Below are 15933 nucleotides of genomic sequence, written 5' to 3'. Positions count from 1 at the left end.
GGACCGAAGTACCGCGCTCCGAGCGGTGACCGTCCGAACAGCCTGGGGATGGGGACCGGCTGGAGCACCTCCGAGCGCCAGGAAACCACCCTTCATTCACAGCAGGACGACCCTTTGGGCCCCCTTTCCAGCACGACCCTCACGTGGCGCGGCGAAGCCGACACCGAAGCCTTCGCGCGTGCGCTTGCAGCAGCACCGGCGGTGCGCGATGCCTTCATCGCACTGCAGGGCGACCTGGGCGCCGGCAAGACCACCTTCGTGCGGCACCTGCTGCGCGCGCTCGGCATCACGGGCCGCATCAAGAGCCCGACCTATGCGGTCGTCGAGCCGCACGAAGCGCCCGACGGCCTGCCCATCTTTCACTTCGACTTCTACCGTTTCAGCGACCCGCGCGAGTGGGAAGACGCGGGCTTTCGCGACCTCTTCGCGGGCCCCGGCCTCAAGCTGGCGGAGTGGCCGGACAACGCCGCGGGCCATCTGCCGCCCGCGGACCTCACCCTTAGGATCGAAGCCATGACCGACGACACCCGCACCGTCCAACTGACCGCCGGCACGCCGCGCGGCAACACGCTGCTGGCGGCCGCTGCCGCATGACGAAGGCACAGCCCTCGACCCCATCGCCGCGCCGAGCCTTCCTGAAGGCCGGCAGCCTGGTGCTGCTGCTGGGCGTGCAGGAAATCGCACGCGGCGCCACCATCATGGCGGTGCGCGTCTGGCCCGCGAACGACTACACGCGCGTCACCATCGAATCCGACGGCCGGCTGCAGACGCAGCAGCTCACGGTGGGCAGCCCGCCGCGGCTGGCGGTCGACATCCAGGGCATCGAACTGAACCCCGCGCTGCGCGACCTGGTCGGCAAGATCAAGCCCGGCGACCCCTTCATCAACGGACTGCGTGTCGGCCAGTTCGCACCGAACGTGGTGCGCATCGTGTTCGACCTGAAGCAGGCGGTGCAGCCGCAGGTGTTCTCGCTCGCGCCGATCGCCGCGTACCGGCACCGGCTGGTGCTCGACCTGTACCCGGAGCGGCCGGTGGACCCGATGGAGGCGTTGATCGCCGAGCGCCTGCGAGATGCGCCGCGCGCCGGCAGCGGCGACACCACCGTGGCCGGCATCGCGCCCCGCGACATGGCCACGCTCGGCGCGCCGCCGGCACCCACACGCGCCGCCCCGCCCGGTGTCGATCCGCTGGGCGACCTGATGGCGCAGCAGTCGGTGCGGCCGGCGCCGCAGACCTCCGGCGCGCCGTCGCTGGTCGCGCCGCCGAGGTTGCCGCCGGTGGTGGCCACTGCGCCGCTGAAGCCGGCCGCGCCACCCGTGCCGGCGAACGCACCGCCCGCCACGGCCACGGCGAGCCGCACCGACCGCATCATCATCATCGCGCTCGACCCCGGCCACGGCGGCGAGGACCCGGGCGCCATCGGTCCCGCCGGCACGCGTGAGAAGGACATCGTGCTGCAGGTGGCACACCGGCTGCGCGATCGCATCAACGCCGCCAGCGTCAACGGAAGCCCGATGCGCGCCTTCTTGACACGCGACGCCGACTTCTTCGTGCCGCTGGGCGTGCGCGTGCAGAAGGCGCGGCGCGTGCAGGCCGACCTGTTCGTCAGCATCCATGCCGACGCCTTCACCACGCCCGCAGCCAGCGGCGCCAGCGTGTTCGCGCTGAGCCAGTCGGGCGCTTCCAGCAGCGCGGCGCGCTGGATGGCCAACAAGGAAAACCAGGCCGACAAGGTCGGCGGGCTCAACGTCGGCGAGCACGAGGTGCAGGTGCAGCGCGCGCTGCTGGACATGAGCACCACCGCGCAGATCAACGACAGCCTCAAGCTCGGCAGCGCGATGCTCGGCGAGATCCGCAACATCGGGGCGCGCCTGCACAAGGGCAGCGTCGAGCAGGCCGGCTTCGCGGTGCTGAAAGCGCCGGACATCCCGAGCGTGCTGGTCGAAACCGCCTTCATCAGCAACCCCGACGAAGAAGCCAAGCTGCGCAGCACGCAGTACCAGGAGAACCTGGCCGATGCGCTCATGCGCGGCATTCAGCGCTACTTCGCGCAGAACCCGCCGCTGGCGCGCAGCCGTCAGTTGTAAGCAAAGCCGTCCCGCAGGGATCGCGCGCCGTGTCGCGCAGGCAGCGGCGGTCTGTTCCTACAGCCCCGGCGCGGCCGGTCCAGACAATGGCGTCATCACATCATCGAAAGGTGGACACCATGAAGATTCGTCTCTTGATTAGCACGGCAGCGGCCGCTTCCCTCATGGCCCTGGTCGGTTGTGCCGGCACCGGTCCCAACCAGCAACTGGGTGTGGCCGGTGGCGCCGTAGGCGGTGCTCTGTTGGGCAATGCCATTGGCGGCAGCACGGCGGCGACCGTTGGCGGCGCGGCCATCGGTGGCCTGGTGGGCAACGAAGTCGGCCGCAATGCCGACCAGCGCAACCAACAGCGTTCGTACTACCCGAACAATGGTCCCCGGTATTGAACCCTCTTCCGGAAAAAGAAAGGCGCACCTCGGTGCGCCTTTTTTCGTTTGGGATTGATCAGGGTTGGGGCTGCGCTGCAGCACGCGCCTTCTCGGCCCGGCCGGCGCGCCAGGCGCCGAAGATGGCGATGAGTCCGGGCACGAGAATCAGCCCCCAGATGATCTTCTCGAGGTGCTCGCGCACCAGCGGCAGGTTGCCGAAGAAGTAGCCTGCGGTGCCGATGCCCAGCACCCAGATCAACGCACCGACGACATTGAACATCGTGAACCTGGCGCGGTTCATCTCGGCCACGCCGGCCACGAAAGGCGCGAAGGTGCGGATGAAGGGCATGAAGCGCGCGAGGATGATGGTCACGCCGCCATAGCGCTCGTAGAAGCCGTGCGCCTGGTTGAAGGCCTTCTTGTTGAAGAAGCGCGAGTCTTCCCACTGAAACACCTTCGGCCCGAAATACCGGCCGATGCTGTAGTTGCACTGGTCACCCAGGATGGCGGCAGCGATCAGCACCACGCAGGCAATGGGGAAGCTCATCAGGCCGATGCCGCACAAGGCCCCGACGATGAAGAGCAGCGAGTCGCCCGGCAGGAAGGGCATGACCACCACCCCCGTCTCCACGAACACGATGGCGAAGAGCAGCGCATACACCCAGGGCCCGTAGGCGATCACGAAGGCCTCCAGGTGTTTGTCGATGTGAAGAATGAAATCCAGAAGAAAGTGCACGATGTCCATGCCGCGCATTATCCCGATGCCGACTTCTAGAATGCCCCGGTGAGTGCCCTTCCCTCTTCCTTGCCCATTCCGTCTGGCGCCGACGCCAGTGCCCGCCGCCCCATCCGCGAGCTGCCCGATGAGCTGATCAGCCAGATCGCGGCTGGCGAAGTGGTCGAGCGACCGGCCTCCGTGGTGCGCGAGCTGGTCGACAACGCGCTCGACGCCGGCGCCACGCAGGTGACGGTGCGGCTGTCGGCCGGCGGCGTGCGCCTGATCTCGGTGGAAGACGACGGGCACGGCATTCCCCAGAACGAACTCGCGGTGGCGCTGCGCCGCCATGCCACCAGCAAGATCGCCAGCCTGGGCGACCTCGAGACCGTGGGGACCATGGGCTTCCGTGGCGAGGCGCTGGCAGCCGTCAATTCGATCGCCGAACTCACGCTGCATTCGCGCGCCCGCGATGCCGACGCGGCCTATGCGCTCGACGGCCGCACCGGCGAGCTGCGCCCCGTGGCGCGTTCGGTGGGCAGCACGGTCGAGGTGCGGGAGCTGTTCTACGCCACGCCGGCCCGGCGCAAATTCCTGAAAACCGACGCCACAGAACTCGCGCACTGCGTCGAAGCCGTGCGCCGGCATGCGCTGGCGCGGCCCGACGTCGGCTTCGCCGTGTGGCACGAAGGCAAGCTGGTCGAGCAGTGGCGCGCCACCGCCGCGCGCGACCCGCGCCTGGCCGATGCGCTGAGCGACGACTTCGTCGCGCGCAGCGTCGCGGTCGAGCATCTGCTGGGCGCCGTGCGCGTCGAAGGCCGCGCCGGCATTCCCGACGCGGCCCGCTCGCGCGGCGACCAGCAGTTCTTCTACGTCAACGGCCGCTTCGTGCGCGACAAGGTGCTCAACCACGCCGTACGCAGTGCCTACGAGGACGTGCTGCACGGCCAACGCCAGCCGGTGTATGCGCTCTACCTGACGATCGACCCGGCACGGGTCGACGTCAACGTGCACCCGACCAAGATCGAGGTGCGCTTCCGCGATGGCCGCGAGGTGCACCAGGCGGTGCGCCAGGCGGTCGAGAAGGCGCTGGCGGCGCCGCGCGCCGGCGAGTCCGAAACGCCGGCGGCCGTCTCACTGTTCCCGACAGCGCCCGCTGCGACGCGTGCGGCACCGGCCTGGACCCAGCCGCGCATGCATTTCGCCGCCGAACGCGGCACCGGCGATGCGGCCGCGATGTGGCCGGGCGCACCCGCAGCGGCGCCGTCGGCACCGGCCACAACACGGACCTGGGCCGACCTCGTCCCCGGAACGCCCGCGGCCGGCACCCCGGCGGCGCCAGCGCCCGATGCGGATACCGCCCCGGTCTGGCCGCTCGGCCGTGCCCTGGCGCAGCTCCAGGGCATCTACATCCTGGCCGAAAACGCCCAGGGCCTGGTCATCGTCGACATGCACGCCGCGCATGAGCGGATCGTCTACGAACGGCTCAAGACCCAGCTCGATGGCGCCGCGATCAGCAGCCAGCCCTTGCTGATTCCCGCAACTTTTGCCGCAACCCCCCAGGAAGTCGCCACGGCCGAAGCCTGCGCCGGGGTGCTTGCGACGCTGGGGCTGGAAATCACGCCCTTCTCGCCACGCACTCTGGCGGTGCGCGCCGTGCCAGGGACGCTGGCCGACGGCGACCCGGTCGAGCTGGCGCGCAGCGTGCTGGCTGAACTGGCGCAGCACGACGCCAGCACCGTGGTCCAGCGCGCCCAGAACGAGCTGCTCGGCACCATGGCCTGCCATGGCGCGGTACGCGCCAACCGCAAGCTGACCGTGGACGAAATGAACGCGTTGCTGCGGCAGATGGAAGCCACCGAGCGCTCCGACCAGTGCAACCACGGCCGCCCGACCTGGCGCCAGCTCTCGGTGCGGGAGCTCGACGGGCTTTTCCTGCGCGGCCGGTAACAAAAGTCATATCGGGGTTTCCGATCGTCATCGGACGAGCGGGCACGCACGTTGCATGGGCTCCCTGTCGGAACTTTCCGACGTCATCGCCTGTCTGTCTGCCCACGCATGAAACACTGGTCCCTGTTCGCCACGGCCACTGCGGCCCTCGCCCTGCTGGCCGGCGGCTGCTCGACGCTCGACGAGCGCCAGCGCGAGTGGATCTTCCAGCCCAGCGACCGCAGCTGGGGCAATTCGGAAGCCATGACCGAGGGCATGGACCACGTCTGGATCGATTTCAAGTCCAACGTCACCGGTGAGCCGGCCCGCCTGCATGGGCTCTGGCTCGGCGGAGCGCCCGAAAGGGCCGACACCCCCGTGCTGCTGTACCTGCACGGCGCCCGCTACAACGTCGCCGGCTCGGCCCCCCGCATGCGGCGCATGCATGACCTCGGCTTCTCGGTGCTGGCCATCGACTACCGCGGCTTCGGCAAGAGCTCGGCCGGCCTGCCGTCCGAAGCGACCGCCCGCGAAGACGCCCGCGCCGCCTGGACCTGGCTGGCCGCCCGCCACCCGCAACAACACCGTTACATCTTCGGCCACTCGCTGGGCGGCGCCATCGGCATCGACCTGGCCGCCAGCGTCAACGACGAGAGCGGCACCATCGTCGAGAGCACCTTCACCTCGATCGCCGACGTGGTGGGCAGCTTCAAGTGGGGCTGGCTGCCCTTCAGCGCGCTCATCACCCAGCGCTTCGAGGCCATCAGCAAGGTCAAGGACATCGGCGCGCCGCTGCTGGTGGTGCACGGCACGGCCGACAGCCTGATCAACCCGACGCTGGGCCGCAAGCTCTACGAAGCCGCCAAGGTGCCCAAGATGTTCGTGCTGGTCGAGGGCGGCTCGCACCACAACACCAACTCGGTCGGCGCGGCGCAATACCGGGCCGCGCTGTCGCAGCTGTTCCGCATGAAGCCGCCGGGCACCGACGTCGCCGGCGACGCCCCGCACGCCATCTGAGCGGGCAGGCCCGCCCCGCCCGGGGCGCGTGTCATTTGTTACCCTCGGGCGCATGCCGCCCTCTTCGCCTGCACCGGCCGTCTCGTCTCCCGCGCGGCCTGCCCTCGGCATGCCGCCCGCCTTGGTCGTCCTGACACTGGCGCTGCTGCTGGGCATCCAGCCCGTCACCACCGACCTCTACCTGCCCGCGCTGCCGGCGCTGACCACCGGCTTCGGCGCGCCCGTGGCGCAGGCCCAGCTCACGCTCACGGCGCTGCTGCTGGCCTTCGGGTTGTCGCAACTGGTGCTCGGCCCGCTGTCCGACCGCTTCGGCCGGCGACCGGTGCTGTTGTGGGGCCTGGCGGCCTATGTGCTCGCGGCGGTGGGCGCGGCGCTGGCGCCGTCGATGGCGCTGCTGATCGTCTGGCGCACGCTGCAGGGCGCGGCCATGGGCGCGTCGGTGATGGCGGCCCGCGCCATCGTGCGGGACCTGTATCAACCGGCCGACGGCGCGCGCGTGATGTCCCGTGCACTCACGGGCCTGGGCGTGATCGCGTGCCTCTGCGCACCGGTCGGCGGGCTGGTGTCCGACCTGGCCGGCTGGCGCGTCGCACTGCTTGTGCCCGCGCTGTTCGGCGCCGTGGCGCTCGGGCTGGTGGCCTGGCGCTTCGACGAATCGCTGGCCCGCCGCGACCTGCAGGCGCTGCAGCCTGCCACGCTGGTGCGCACCTGGGCGACGGTGCTGCGCCACCCGACCTTCCTGGCCTTCTGCGCGCTCACGACCGCGTCGTACGCCCTGCTCTTCACCTTTCTGGCCGCCTCGTCCTTCGTCTTCATCCAGGTGCTGGGCCTGACGAAGACGCAGTACGGGCTCGTGATGCTGTGGAATTCGCTGTCGTACATCGGCGGCACCTTCGTCTGCCGCTACTGGCTGGCGCGCCATGGCGTGCGCCGCAGCGTGGCGCGCGGCGCGGTGCTCACGCTGTCGGGCGGACTGCTGATGGCCGGCCTGGCCTTCGCCGGCATCCATTCGACGGCGGCGATCGTCGGCCCGCTCACGCTCATGATGCTGGGCCATGGCGTGCACCAGCCCTGCGGCCAGAGCGGCGCGGTCGGCCCGTTCCCGCAGGCGGCGGGCGCGGCATCGGCGCTCAACGGCTTCGTCATGATGCTGGCCGTCTTCGGCGTCGGCGGCTGGCTGGGCACGCACCTCGACGGCACGGTGCTGCCGCTGACCTACGGCATGGGTTTCTGGAGCGTCTGCGTGGCGCTGCTGGCGTGGACGGTGGTGCAAAAGCATGGGTGAACGCGCCTTGCGCTATGCCGCCATCGCCGGCCCGACCGCGTCGGGCAAGACCGCCGCCGCACTGGCCGTGGCGGCGCGCCGGCCGGTCGAGATCGTCAGCGTCGATTCGGCGCTGGTCTACCGCGGCATGGACATCGGCACCGCCAAGCCCACGCCGGCCGAGCGCGCCGCGGTGCCGCACCACCTGATCGACATCCGCGACCCGCGCGAGACCTACAGCGCTGCGGCCTTCGTCGCCGACGCGACGCGCCTCATCGGCGACATCAGCGCACGCGGCCGGCTGCCGCTGCTGGTCGGCGGCACGATGCTGTACGTCAAGGCGCTGGCCGACGGCATCGACGCCATGCCCGCGGCCGACCCGGCCGTGCGCGCCATGCTGGAAGCCGACGCCGCAGCCCACGGCTGGCCCGCGATGCATGCGCGCCTGGCCGAGGTTGACCCCGTCACGGCCGCGCGACTGGCGCCCAACGACAGCCAGCGCATCCAGCGTGCGCTGGAGGTCTGGCACACCAGCGGCCAGCCGCTGTCGCACTTCCATGCGGCCGGCAAGGCCGAGCCCGCACCCGGTCGACCCATCTGCTCGCTGCTGGTCTCGCTCGAACCCACCGATCGCCCCTGGCTGCACGGCCGCATCGCCGAGCGCTTCGACGCCATGCTGGCCGGCGGCTTCATCGCCGAGGTGCAGGCGCTGCGCGCGCGCGGCGACCTCGACCCCGACCTGCCGTCGATGCGCTGCGTGGGCTACCGCCAGGCCTGGGAAGCGCTCGATGGCGACTTTCCCCTGGCCGAGCTGCGCGAGCGCGGCATCGCCGCCACGCGCCAGCTTGCCAAGCGCCAGATCACCTGGCTGCGCAGCATGCCGCAGCGCCACGTGATCGCTGCCGAAGCATCTGACGCCACCGCGCAGGTGGTCGACCGCATCCTGGAACTCCGATGACCCTGCACGTCGACAGCCTGGCCAAGCGCTACGGCGACGCGACCGTCTTCGCGAACGTCTCGCTCGACGTGGCGCCCGGCGAGTTCGTCGCCATCGTCGGTGAATCGGGCGTCGGCAAGTCGACCCTGCTCAACTGCATGGCCGGCCTCGACCACTGGGACGACGGCCGCATCGTGCACGACGGCACCGACATCGGTGCACTCGACGCCGAGGCCTGCGCGCTCTGGCGCCGCAGCCACGTCGGCTTCGTGTTCCAGGCCTTCCACGTGCTGCCGCACCTGGACGTGGCGCAGAACGTCGCGCTGCCGCTGATGCTGCAGAAGCAACGCGACGACGCGCGCGTGGCCCGGATGCTCGAGGTGGTCGGCCTGGCCGGCTTCGGCGCGCGGTTGCCGCAGCAACTCAGCGGCGGACAGCTGCAGCGCGTGGCGATCGCCCGCGCGCTGGTGCACCGTCCTGCCCTGCTGCTGGCCGACGAGCCGACCGGCAACCTCGACCCGACCACCGCCACCAAGGTCATGGACGTGCTGCTCGCGCAGACGCGCGAGCACGGCGCCTCGCTGGTGCTGGTCACGCATTCGGAGGCCGCCGCGGCCCGCGCCGACCGGGTACTGCACCTGCGCGCCGACGGCATCGCCGCCTGAACGGCCGTCAGTCGCCGTTCAGCAGCGCGGCGTAGCGCGCCAGGTCGACGTTGCCCCCGCTCACGATCACGCCGACCTTCGCGCCTTGCAGCGACGGCGCATCGGCCACCGCGCCGGCGAAGGCCAGGCAGCCGGTCGGCTCGACCACCATCTTCATGCGTTCGGCGAAGAAGCGCATGCCGTCGACCAGCTGCGCGTCGCTCACCGTCCGGATGTCGGCGACGTCACGGCGGATGATGCCGAAGGTGTACTCGCCCAGGTACTGCGTCTGCGCGCCGTCGGCGATGGTCTTGGGCGTGTCGATGTGCACGATGTGACCGGCGCGCAGCGACTGCTGGCCGTCGTTGCCCGCCTCGGGTTCCACGCCGTAGACCTTGCAGCCGGGCGACAGCGCATGGGCCGCGAGCGCCGAGCCGCTGGTCAGGCCACCGCCGCCCAGGCACACGTAGAGCGCATCGAGCGGGCCGACCTCCTCGATCAGCTCCTTGGCCGCGGTGCCTTGCCCGGCGATCACGTCCGGATGGTCGTAGGGCGGGATCAGCGTCATGCCGCGTTCGACCGCCAGACGCCTGGCGATCGCCTCGCGGTCTTCGGTGAAGCGGTCGTAGGTCACCACCTCGGCACCGTAGCCACGCGTGGCCGTCACCTTGGCGGCCGGCGCATCCAGCGGCATGACGATCACGGCCGGCATGCCGAGCAGCCGGGCCGACAGCGCGACAGCCTGCGCATGGTTGCCCGAGGAAAACGCGAGGGCGCCTGCCTTACGCTGCGCCGCGTCGAAACGCGACAACGCATTGAAGGCGCCGCGGAACTTGAACGCGCCCATGCGCTGGAAGTTCTCGCACTTGAAGAAGAACTGTGCACCCCAGCGCGCGTCGGCGGTGGATGAACGCAGCACGGGGGTGCGGTGGGCGTGGCCCGCCAGCCGTTCGGAAGCGGCGGCCACATCGTCGTAGGTGGGCAGAGAAATCATGCCGAAAGCTTAGCGGATGCACCGACGGCGCCACCCGCGCCAGAAAGAAAAAGGCCGCCGTCTCTCGACGGCGGCCTCGTTGGAAACCAGCGACGCTGGCGGCGCGGTCAGAGCGGCACGGCCGTCGTGTTGCGTGCGGCCTCGCGGGCCTGTGCACGAACCGCGGCGCGGTCGGCCTGACCGATGGTCGGTGCCGGGAACCCATAGAGCGCCGCGTCGCTGTAGATATCACCTTGGCGAGCGGCCTGGCTGGCCTGGGCCCGCACGGCGTCACGGCTCAGGCCCGAGTTCATCACGGGGGCAGTGCCGCTGTACGACGCTTCGCCGAACTGATCGCCGGCACGGGCCGCCGCACGGGCCTGCGAAGCGACGTCGGCGCGGCTTACCGCCGAGTTCACGGTCTGCACGCCTTGGTAGGTTTCCGCCTGGGCACCGGTGGAGACGCCGAGGATGGAAAGAAAGACAGCGCCGAGAAATTGCGAGGTCTTGAGTTGCGTGGTCTTCATGATGATTCCTTCAAAAGTTTGGATGAATTTCGAACCGGTATCGGGGGGCGCCGTCCTCTTGATGGGGGCGGCCACCACGCTCGGTGCCTAGCTCACCCAGATCAGCGTCTTCAACCCGGTTGCGCCTGCTGCTCTGTTGGGATGAATTCTCCGCCGCACACCCGCGTGCAACACGGGCCAAAAGGAACCACGGTGTTCCCGGGAACGAAACAATCGCGGCATGGCGTTCAACGCGGCCGGCCACAATCGAACGATGCGTGCGCTGCTTCTCACCTTCTCCTGGCAGGAACTGCGGCACCACCCCTGGCGCAACGCAGCCGCCGTCGTCGCCGTGATGCTGGGTGTGGCGCTGGCCTTCTCGGTGCACCTCATCAATGCCTCGGCGCTCGACGAGTTCTCCAGTGCCGTGCGCTCGGTCAACGGCCAACCCGACCTGGAACTGCGCGCCGCGCAGGGCAGCTTCGACGAGGCGCTGTTCGAGCGCGTGGCGAGGCATCCGCAGGTGGCGCTGGCCAGCCCCGTGGTCGAGGTGTCTGCGACTGCCTTGGTGGGCGAACGGCGACTGCCGCTGCGCATCGTCGGTGTCGATGCACTGGTGCTGCCGACGCTCGCGCCAGCGTTGATGGCGGTTCCGTCTGAGGGCGCGGCGCGCTTCTCGCTCTTCGCGCCAGACCAGGTCTTCCTCAATGCCGCCGCGCGCACGGCGCTGGGCGACACAGCGCCACGCGTCATGCTGCAGATCGGCGCACAGCGCCGCGATGTGCAGGTCGCCGGCAGCGTCGCGGCCGGCGGCACGGCGCTGGCGGTGATGGACATCGGCGCCGCGCAGGAACTGTTCGGCCGCATCGGCCAGCTCACGCGCATCGACCTGCGGCTGGCGGACGGCACCGACCGCGCCGCCTTCGCACGGGCGCTCGCAGGCGCGCCCGACTGGCCGTCGAACGTGCGCATCGCCGAGCCCGGCGATGCGGCCGAGCGCGTGAACAACCTCTCGCGCGCCTACCGCGTCAACCTCACGGTGCTGGCGCTGGTCGCGCTCTTCACCGGTGCCTTCCTGGTCTTCTCGGTGCTGGCGCTCAGCGTGGCCAAGCGGGCGCAGCAGTTCGCGCTGCTCGGCGTGCTGGGCCTCACGCCGCGCGGGCGCCTCGGCTTGGTGCTGGCCGAGTCGCTGATGCTCGGGGCGGTCGGCAGCATCGCCGGCATCGCGCTCGGTGCGGCACTGGCCGCGTTCGCGCTGAAGGTGCTGGGCGGCGATCTCGGCGGCGGCTACTTCGCGGGCGTCGCGCCCACGCTGCGCTGGAGCAGCGGTGCCGCCCTGCTCTACGGTGCACTGGGCATCGCGGCAGCCGGCGTCGGCGGCTGGTGGCCGGCGCGCGCGGCGCAGTCGCTGCCGGAAGCGCAGACGCTCAAGGGCCTGGGCGCCACGACGCCGCAGCGCGGCGGGCGGATCGTCCCGCTGGCGCTGCTGGCGATCGGCGTCGTGCTCGCCAGGCTGCCGCCCATCGCCGACATCCCGGTGGCGGCGTACGTGTCGGTCGGCTTCCTGCTGGTGGGCGGCATCACCGCCCTGCCCTGGCTCATCGCGCTGCTGTATGACCGCATCGCGCCGGCCTTCGCACAGCGCGTGCTGCCGATGCTGGCCATCGAGCGCGCACGGCGCATGCGCGGCACCGCGGCGGTCGCGGTGAGCGGCGTGGTCGCGAGCCTGAGCTTGGCGGTGGCGCTGACGGTGATGGTCGCGAGCTTCCGCGACTCGGTCACGCGCTGGCTCGACGTGGTGCTGCCGGCCGACCTGTACCTGCGCGTGGCCGGCAGCGCGAGCAGCGACGACGCGGCCTTCACACCGGCCTTCGTACAGCGGCTCGCGCAGCTGCCGGGCGTGGCGCGCACCGGCACGCTGCGGCTGCGCCCGCTGCTGCTCGACCCGGCGCGACCGGCCGTCTCGCTCATCGGCCGCAACTTCGAGGAAGGCGGCGCCGCCCGCTCGCTGCCGCTGGTCGGCGAGGCGCTGCCGGTGCCCGCAGGGCAGATCGGCATCTACGTGAGCGAGGCGATGGTCGACCTGTACGGCGCCCGGCCGGGCACCACCTTCGCACCGCTCGCGCAGGCACTCGGCACGTCGTCGACATTCTTCGTGGCCGGCGTATGGCGCGACTATGTGCGGCAGTTCGGCACGATCACGATGGATGCGCGCGACTTCGAGCGCCTGACCGGCGACCGCAGCGCAAGCGACGTGTCGCTGTGGCTCGCGCCGGGCGCGGCCGGGGGCGCGGTGCAGGCGGCGGTGCGAAAGCTCGCGGCCGACGAGCCGGGGCTGGGCGATGCGGTCGAGCTGTCGTCGGTGGCGCAGATCCGCGCGACCTCGCTGCGCATCTTCGACCGCAGCTTCGCGGTCACCTACTGGCTGCAGGCGGTGGCGATCGCCATCGGGTTGTTCGGCATCGCCGCGAGCTTCAGCGCCCAGGTGCTGGCACGGCGCAAGGAATTCGGCCTGATGGCGCACCTGGGCTTCACGCGCCGCCAGGTACTGGCCGTGGTCGCCGGCGAAGGCGCGGCGTGGACGGCCATCGGCGCGGTCGCCGGGCTGGCGCTGGGATTGGCGGTGTCGGTCGTGCTCGTGCACGTGGTGAACCCGCAGAGCTTCCACTGGACGATGGACCTGCTGGTGCCCTGGCTGCGGCTGGTGGCGCTGTGCGCCGCGGTGGTTGCAGCCGGTACGCTCACGGCCTGGCTGGCGGGCCGCGCGGCCGCCGGGCGCGACGCCGTGCTGGCGGTCAAGGAAGATTGGTAACAATTGGTCCCCCCCGATGCGCCTTCGGCGCCTCCCCCCGAGGGGGGCGCACCCGGCGGCCTGGCAGAGCCAGTTCCGCGGGTGCCCTGGCCTGGACCGTGCCGGTTTCATGCGAAGCGCGTGGCGCCAAACGAATTGGATCATTGAAATGAAAGCTGACAACACGCTGGGCGGCCGCAGTGCCGCCGAATGGCGCCACGCCATCCCGCTCATCGACGAGCTGGTCGCGCTGAAGGAACTGAGCTGGTTCAACCCCGGCATCGCGCCCACGGCGCAAGCCCTGGCCGATGTCGGCCTCGATGCGTCCGACGTGGCCGCGGCCAGCGCGCGGCTGCAGCGCTTCGCGCCGTGGATCGCGCGCGTGTTCCCCGAAACACAGGCCGCCGGCGGGCTGATCGAATCCGGCATCGCCGCACTGCCCGCGATGCAGGCCGCGCTGTGCCGCGACGCCGGCATCGCGCCGCAGGGCGCGCTGTGGCTCAAGAAGGACAGCCACCTGCCCATCTCCGGCTCGATCAAGGCGCGCGGCGGCATCTACGAAGTGCTGGCGCATGCGGAGCGCCTGGCCCTGGCCGCCGGCCTGCTGCACGAAGACGACGACTACGCGCGCCTCGACAGCGACGCCTTCCGCGCCTTCTTCGGCCGGCACCGCATCGCCGTCGGCTCGACCGGCAACCTCGGACTGTCGATCGGCCTGATGGGCGCCAAGCTCGGCTTCCACGTCACGGTCCACATGTCGGCCGACGCGCGTGCCTGGAAGAAGGCGCGACTGCGCGCGAACGGCGTGCACGTCGTCGAGTACGCGTCCGACTACAGCGCCGCCGTGACCGAAGGCCGCCGCCAGGCCGAGGCCGACCCGCAATGCCATTTCGTCGACGACGAGAACTCGACCGATCTCTTCCTCGGCTACGCGGTCGCGGCCGAGCGGCTGCAGAAACAACTCGCCGCCGAGGGCATCGCGGTCGACGCCGAGCACCCGCTCTTCGTCTACCTGCCCTGCGGCGTGGGCGGCGGGCCGGGCGGCGTGGCCTTCGGGCTGAAGCTGATCTTCGGCGACGCGGTGCATTGCGTCTTCGCCGAGCCCACGCACGCGCCCTGCATGCTGCTGGGCGTGCGCACCGGCCTGCACGAAGACGTGGCGGTGCAGGACTTCGGCATCGACGGCGTCACCGCGGCCGACGGCCTGGCCGTGGGCCGGCCGTCGGGCTTCGTCGGGCGCGCGATGCAGCGCCTCATCGACGGCTACATCACCGTGGGCGACGACACGCTGTACCGGCGCATCGCGCAGATGGACGCGCTCGAAGGGGTGCGGCTCGAGCCCTCCGCCGTGGCCGGCCTGCCCGGCATGGTGCAGGTGCTGACCGAGACGCAGGGCTACCGCGAACGGATGGATCTGTCCCAAGAGCGAATGGGCCGCGCCACCCACCTCGTGTGGGCCACCGGCGGCGGCATGGTGCCGGAGGACGAGATGGCACGCTACCTGGCGCAGGGCCGCGCGCTCGCATGAACGCCATGCATCGCCGCACCCTGCTGCTGGCGATGCTGTCGGCGCCCGCCGCCTGGGCGCTGCCACCGCGTGCACTGCAGTTCCCGCGCGACTTCGGCAGCCACCCCGATCTGCGCACCGAGTGGTGGTACATCACCGGCCACGCGCAATCGGGTACGCGCGAATTCGGCTTCCAGCTGACCTTCTTCCGCTCGCGTGTGGGCGACACGCAGGGCATGCGCTCGGCCTTCGCGGCCAAGCAGTTGGTCTTCGCGCATGCCGCCGTCACCGACCTCCAGGGCCGCCGCCTGCTGCACGACCAGCGCATCGCCCGCGCGGGCTTCGGCATCGCGCAGGCCGGCGAGACCGACACCGACCTACGCCTGCGCGACTGGACCTTGCAACGCCGCCCCGACGGCCGCTACCAGGCCCGGCTGCCGGCCGGCGACTTCGCGCTGTCCCTCGACTTCACGCCGACCCAGCCGGTGCTGCTGCAGGGCAGCGCCGGCCTGTCGCGCAAGGGGCCGCAGCCCGAACAGGCCAGCTACTACTACAGTGAGCCGCAGCTCGCCGCGCGCGGTCGCCTCACCGTGCAGGGCCAGGGCTTCGACGTCGAGGGCACCGCCTGGCTCGACCACGAATGGAGCGAGGCGCTGATGCACCCCGAGGCCGTCGGCTGGGACTGGATCGGCATGAACCTCGACGACGGCAGCGCGCTCACCGCCTTCCACCTGCGGCGCGCCGACGGCAGCGCGCTGTGGGGCGGCGGCTCGTGGCGGCCGCGCGGCGGCGCGGCGCGCAGCTTCGGCGCCGACACGGTGCACTTCGACGCCGGGCGCCGCTGGGCCAGCCCGCGAACGCGCGCCGCCTACCCGGTGCAGTGGCGCATCGACACGCCCGCCGGGCGCTTCACGGTGCGGGCCTTGCTCGACGACCAGGAACTCGACAGCCGCGGCTCGACCGGTGCGGTCTACTGGGAGGGGCTGAGCGAACTGCTCGACGACCAGGCCCGGCGCGTCGGGCGCGGCTACCTGGAAATGACGGGCTACGCGGCGCGCCTGCGGCTCTAGCAGCGCCTCCGCACCGGCTTCACGCGGCCTTTACACGGGCGACACCCGGCGTGTTCGTGCGCTCCCGAGAATCGCGGGCGGTCGCGGTCCCCGGCACGGGTTCTCCCCAATCTCTCCGCAATTGC

At 71.0% G+C, this 15933-nt stretch carries 14 protein-coding genes; 11 read left to right on the top strand and 3 right to left on the bottom strand.

Features of this window, described 5'->3' with window-relative positions; translation table 11 throughout:
- Positions 1-114: 114 nt before the first annotated feature.
- The 3 genes from tsaE to ACSFA2_RS14160 all read left to right on the top strand — a co-directional run bounded on the left by tsaE (position 115) and on the right by ACSFA2_RS14160 (position 2473).
- Positions 115-594, top strand: a complete 480-nt coding sequence (tsaE, locus tag ACSFA2_RS14170) for a tRNA (adenosine(37)-N6)-threonylcarbamoyltransferase complex ATPase subunit type 1 TsaE (protein ID WP_435455951.1) — start codon at positions 115-117, stop codon at positions 592-594.
- Complete coding sequence (locus tag ACSFA2_RS14165) at positions 591-2087, top strand: N-acetylmuramoyl-L-alanine amidase (protein ID WP_435455950.1); 1497 nt, start codon at positions 591-593, stop codon at positions 2085-2087. The genes tsaE and ACSFA2_RS14165 overlap by 4 nt, the downstream gene beginning before the upstream one ends.
- 119 nt (positions 2088-2206) lie before the next feature.
- Positions 2207-2473: a glycine zipper domain-containing protein gene (locus tag ACSFA2_RS14160; RefSeq protein WP_435455949.1), complete on the top strand. Its 267-nt coding sequence runs from the start codon at positions 2207-2209 to the stop codon at positions 2471-2473.
- A 58-nt stretch (positions 2474-2531) separates the two neighbouring features.
- On the opposite strand, the gene ACSFA2_RS14155 is transcribed toward ACSFA2_RS14160, so the two are convergent.
- Positions 2532-3200, bottom strand: a complete 669-nt coding sequence (locus ACSFA2_RS14155) for a DedA family protein (RefSeq protein ID WP_435455948.1) — start codon at positions 3198-3200, stop codon at positions 2532-2534.
- 39 nt (positions 3201-3239) lie between these two features.
- On the opposite strand from ACSFA2_RS14155, the gene mutL reads away from it, so the two are divergent.
- The 5 genes from mutL (at position 3240) to ACSFA2_RS14130 (ending at position 8982) form a co-directional block, all read left to right on the top strand.
- The gene (mutL, locus tag ACSFA2_RS14150) at positions 3240-5120 is read left to right on the top strand and encodes a DNA mismatch repair endonuclease MutL (RefSeq protein ID WP_435455947.1); all 1881 of its coding nucleotides are present in this window, start codon (positions 3240-3242) and stop codon (positions 5118-5120) included.
- 108 nt (positions 5121-5228) lie between these two features.
- Positions 5229-6116: an alpha/beta hydrolase gene (locus tag ACSFA2_RS14145; protein ID WP_435455946.1), complete on the top strand. Its 888-nt coding sequence runs from the start codon at positions 5229-5231 to the stop codon at positions 6114-6116.
- A gap of 109 nt (positions 6117-6225) precedes the next feature.
- Positions 6226-7401, top strand: coding sequence for a Bcr/CflA family efflux MFS transporter (locus ACSFA2_RS14140; RefSeq protein WP_435455945.1), 1176 nt, complete (start codon positions 6226-6228; stop codon positions 7399-7401).
- Entirely contained in the window at positions 7394-8338 is a 945-nt protein-coding gene (gene miaA / locus ACSFA2_RS14135; RefSeq protein WP_435455944.1) for a tRNA (adenosine(37)-N6)-dimethylallyltransferase MiaA, read from the top strand. Before ACSFA2_RS14140 ends, miaA begins: the two co-directional genes overlap by 8 nt.
- Positions 8335-8982 (top strand): ABC transporter ATP-binding protein, encoded by a 648-nt coding sequence (locus ACSFA2_RS14130; protein WP_435455943.1) that lies wholly within the window; start codon positions 8335-8337, stop codon positions 8980-8982. Before miaA ends, ACSFA2_RS14130 begins: the two co-directional genes overlap by 4 nt.
- A 7-nt stretch (positions 8983-8989) precedes the next feature.
- On the opposite strand, the gene ACSFA2_RS14125 is transcribed toward ACSFA2_RS14130, so the two are convergent.
- Positions 8990-9955, bottom strand: coding sequence for a threo-3-hydroxy-L-aspartate ammonia-lyase (locus ACSFA2_RS14125; protein ID WP_435455942.1), 966 nt, complete (start codon positions 9953-9955; stop codon positions 8990-8992).
- Positions 9956-10062: 107 nt separating this feature from the next.
- Positions 10063-10461, bottom strand: coding sequence for a helicase SNF2 (locus ACSFA2_RS14120; RefSeq protein ID WP_435455941.1), 399 nt, complete (start codon positions 10459-10461; stop codon positions 10063-10065).
- Positions 10462-10714: 253 nt separating this feature from the next.
- Between ACSFA2_RS14120 and ACSFA2_RS14115 the strand changes: the two genes are divergently transcribed.
- The 3 genes from ACSFA2_RS14115 (at position 10715) to ACSFA2_RS14105 (ending at position 15808) form a co-directional block, all read left to right on the top strand.
- On the top strand, positions 10715-13252 hold the full coding sequence (locus ACSFA2_RS14115; RefSeq protein ID WP_435455940.1) for an FtsX-like permease family protein: 2538 nt from the start codon (positions 10715-10717) through the stop codon (positions 13250-13252).
- 148 nt (positions 13253-13400) lie between these two features.
- On the top strand, positions 13401-14759 hold the full coding sequence (gene dsdA / locus ACSFA2_RS14110; RefSeq protein WP_435455939.1) for a D-serine ammonia-lyase: 1359 nt from the start codon (positions 13401-13403) through the stop codon (positions 14757-14759).
- 5 nt (positions 14760-14764) lie between these two features.
- Positions 14765-15808 carry a lipocalin-like domain-containing protein gene (locus ACSFA2_RS14105; RefSeq protein WP_435455938.1) on the top strand — a complete coding sequence of 348 codons (1044 nt, stop codon included), beginning with the start codon at positions 14765-14767 and terminating at the stop codon, positions 15806-15808.
- Positions 15809-15933 lie beyond the last annotated feature (125 nt).

The sequence above is a fragment of the Variovorax cryoconiti genome, from assembly GCF_051216395.1.
Classification (GTDB): Bacteria; Pseudomonadota; Gammaproteobacteria; order Burkholderiales; family Burkholderiaceae_C; genus Variovorax.
This window is presented reverse-complemented; position numbering and strand designations above follow the sequence as displayed.

Bases quoted from the DNA above. Each gene is read 5' to 3' on its own strand.
- ACSFA2_RS14160 (WP_435455949.1), top strand. From the start codon at position 2,207: ATGAAGATTCGTCTCTTGATTAGCACGGCAGCGGCCGCTTCCCTCATG.
- ACSFA2_RS14145 (WP_435455946.1), top strand. From the start codon at position 5,229: ATGAAACACTGGTCCCTGTTCGCCACGGCCACTGCGGCCCTCGCCCTG.
- ACSFA2_RS14165 (WP_435455950.1), top strand. From the start codon at position 591: ATGACGAAGGCACAGCCCTCGACCCCATCGCCGCGCCGAGCCTTCCTG.
- ACSFA2_RS14130 (WP_435455943.1), top strand. From the start codon at position 8,335: ATGACCCTGCACGTCGACAGCCTGGCCAAGCGCTACGGCGACGCGACC.
- ACSFA2_RS14120 (WP_435455941.1), bottom strand. From the start codon at position 10,461: ATGAAGACCACGCAACTCAAGACCTCGCAATTTCTCGGCGCTGTCTTT.
- ACSFA2_RS14155 (WP_435455948.1), bottom strand. From the start codon at position 3,200: ATGGACATCGTGCACTTTCTTCTGGATTTCATTCTTCACATCGACAAA.
- ACSFA2_RS14125 (WP_435455942.1), bottom strand. From the start codon at position 9,955: ATGATTTCTCTGCCCACCTACGACGATGTGGCCGCCGCTTCCGAACGG.
- ACSFA2_RS14140 (WP_435455945.1), top strand. From the start codon at position 6,226: ATGCCGCCCGCCTTGGTCGTCCTGACACTGGCGCTGCTGCTGGGCATC.
- miaA (WP_435455944.1), top strand. From the start codon at position 7,394: ATGGGTGAACGCGCCTTGCGCTATGCCGCCATCGCCGGCCCGACCGCG.
- ACSFA2_RS14105 (WP_435455938.1), top strand. From the start codon at position 14,765: ATGCATCGCCGCACCCTGCTGCTGGCGATGCTGTCGGCGCCCGCCGCC.
- ACSFA2_RS14115 (WP_435455940.1), top strand. From the start codon at position 10,715: ATGCGTGCGCTGCTTCTCACCTTCTCCTGGCAGGAACTGCGGCACCAC.
- dsdA (WP_435455939.1), top strand. From the start codon at position 13,401: ATGAAAGCTGACAACACGCTGGGCGGCCGCAGTGCCGCCGAATGGCGC.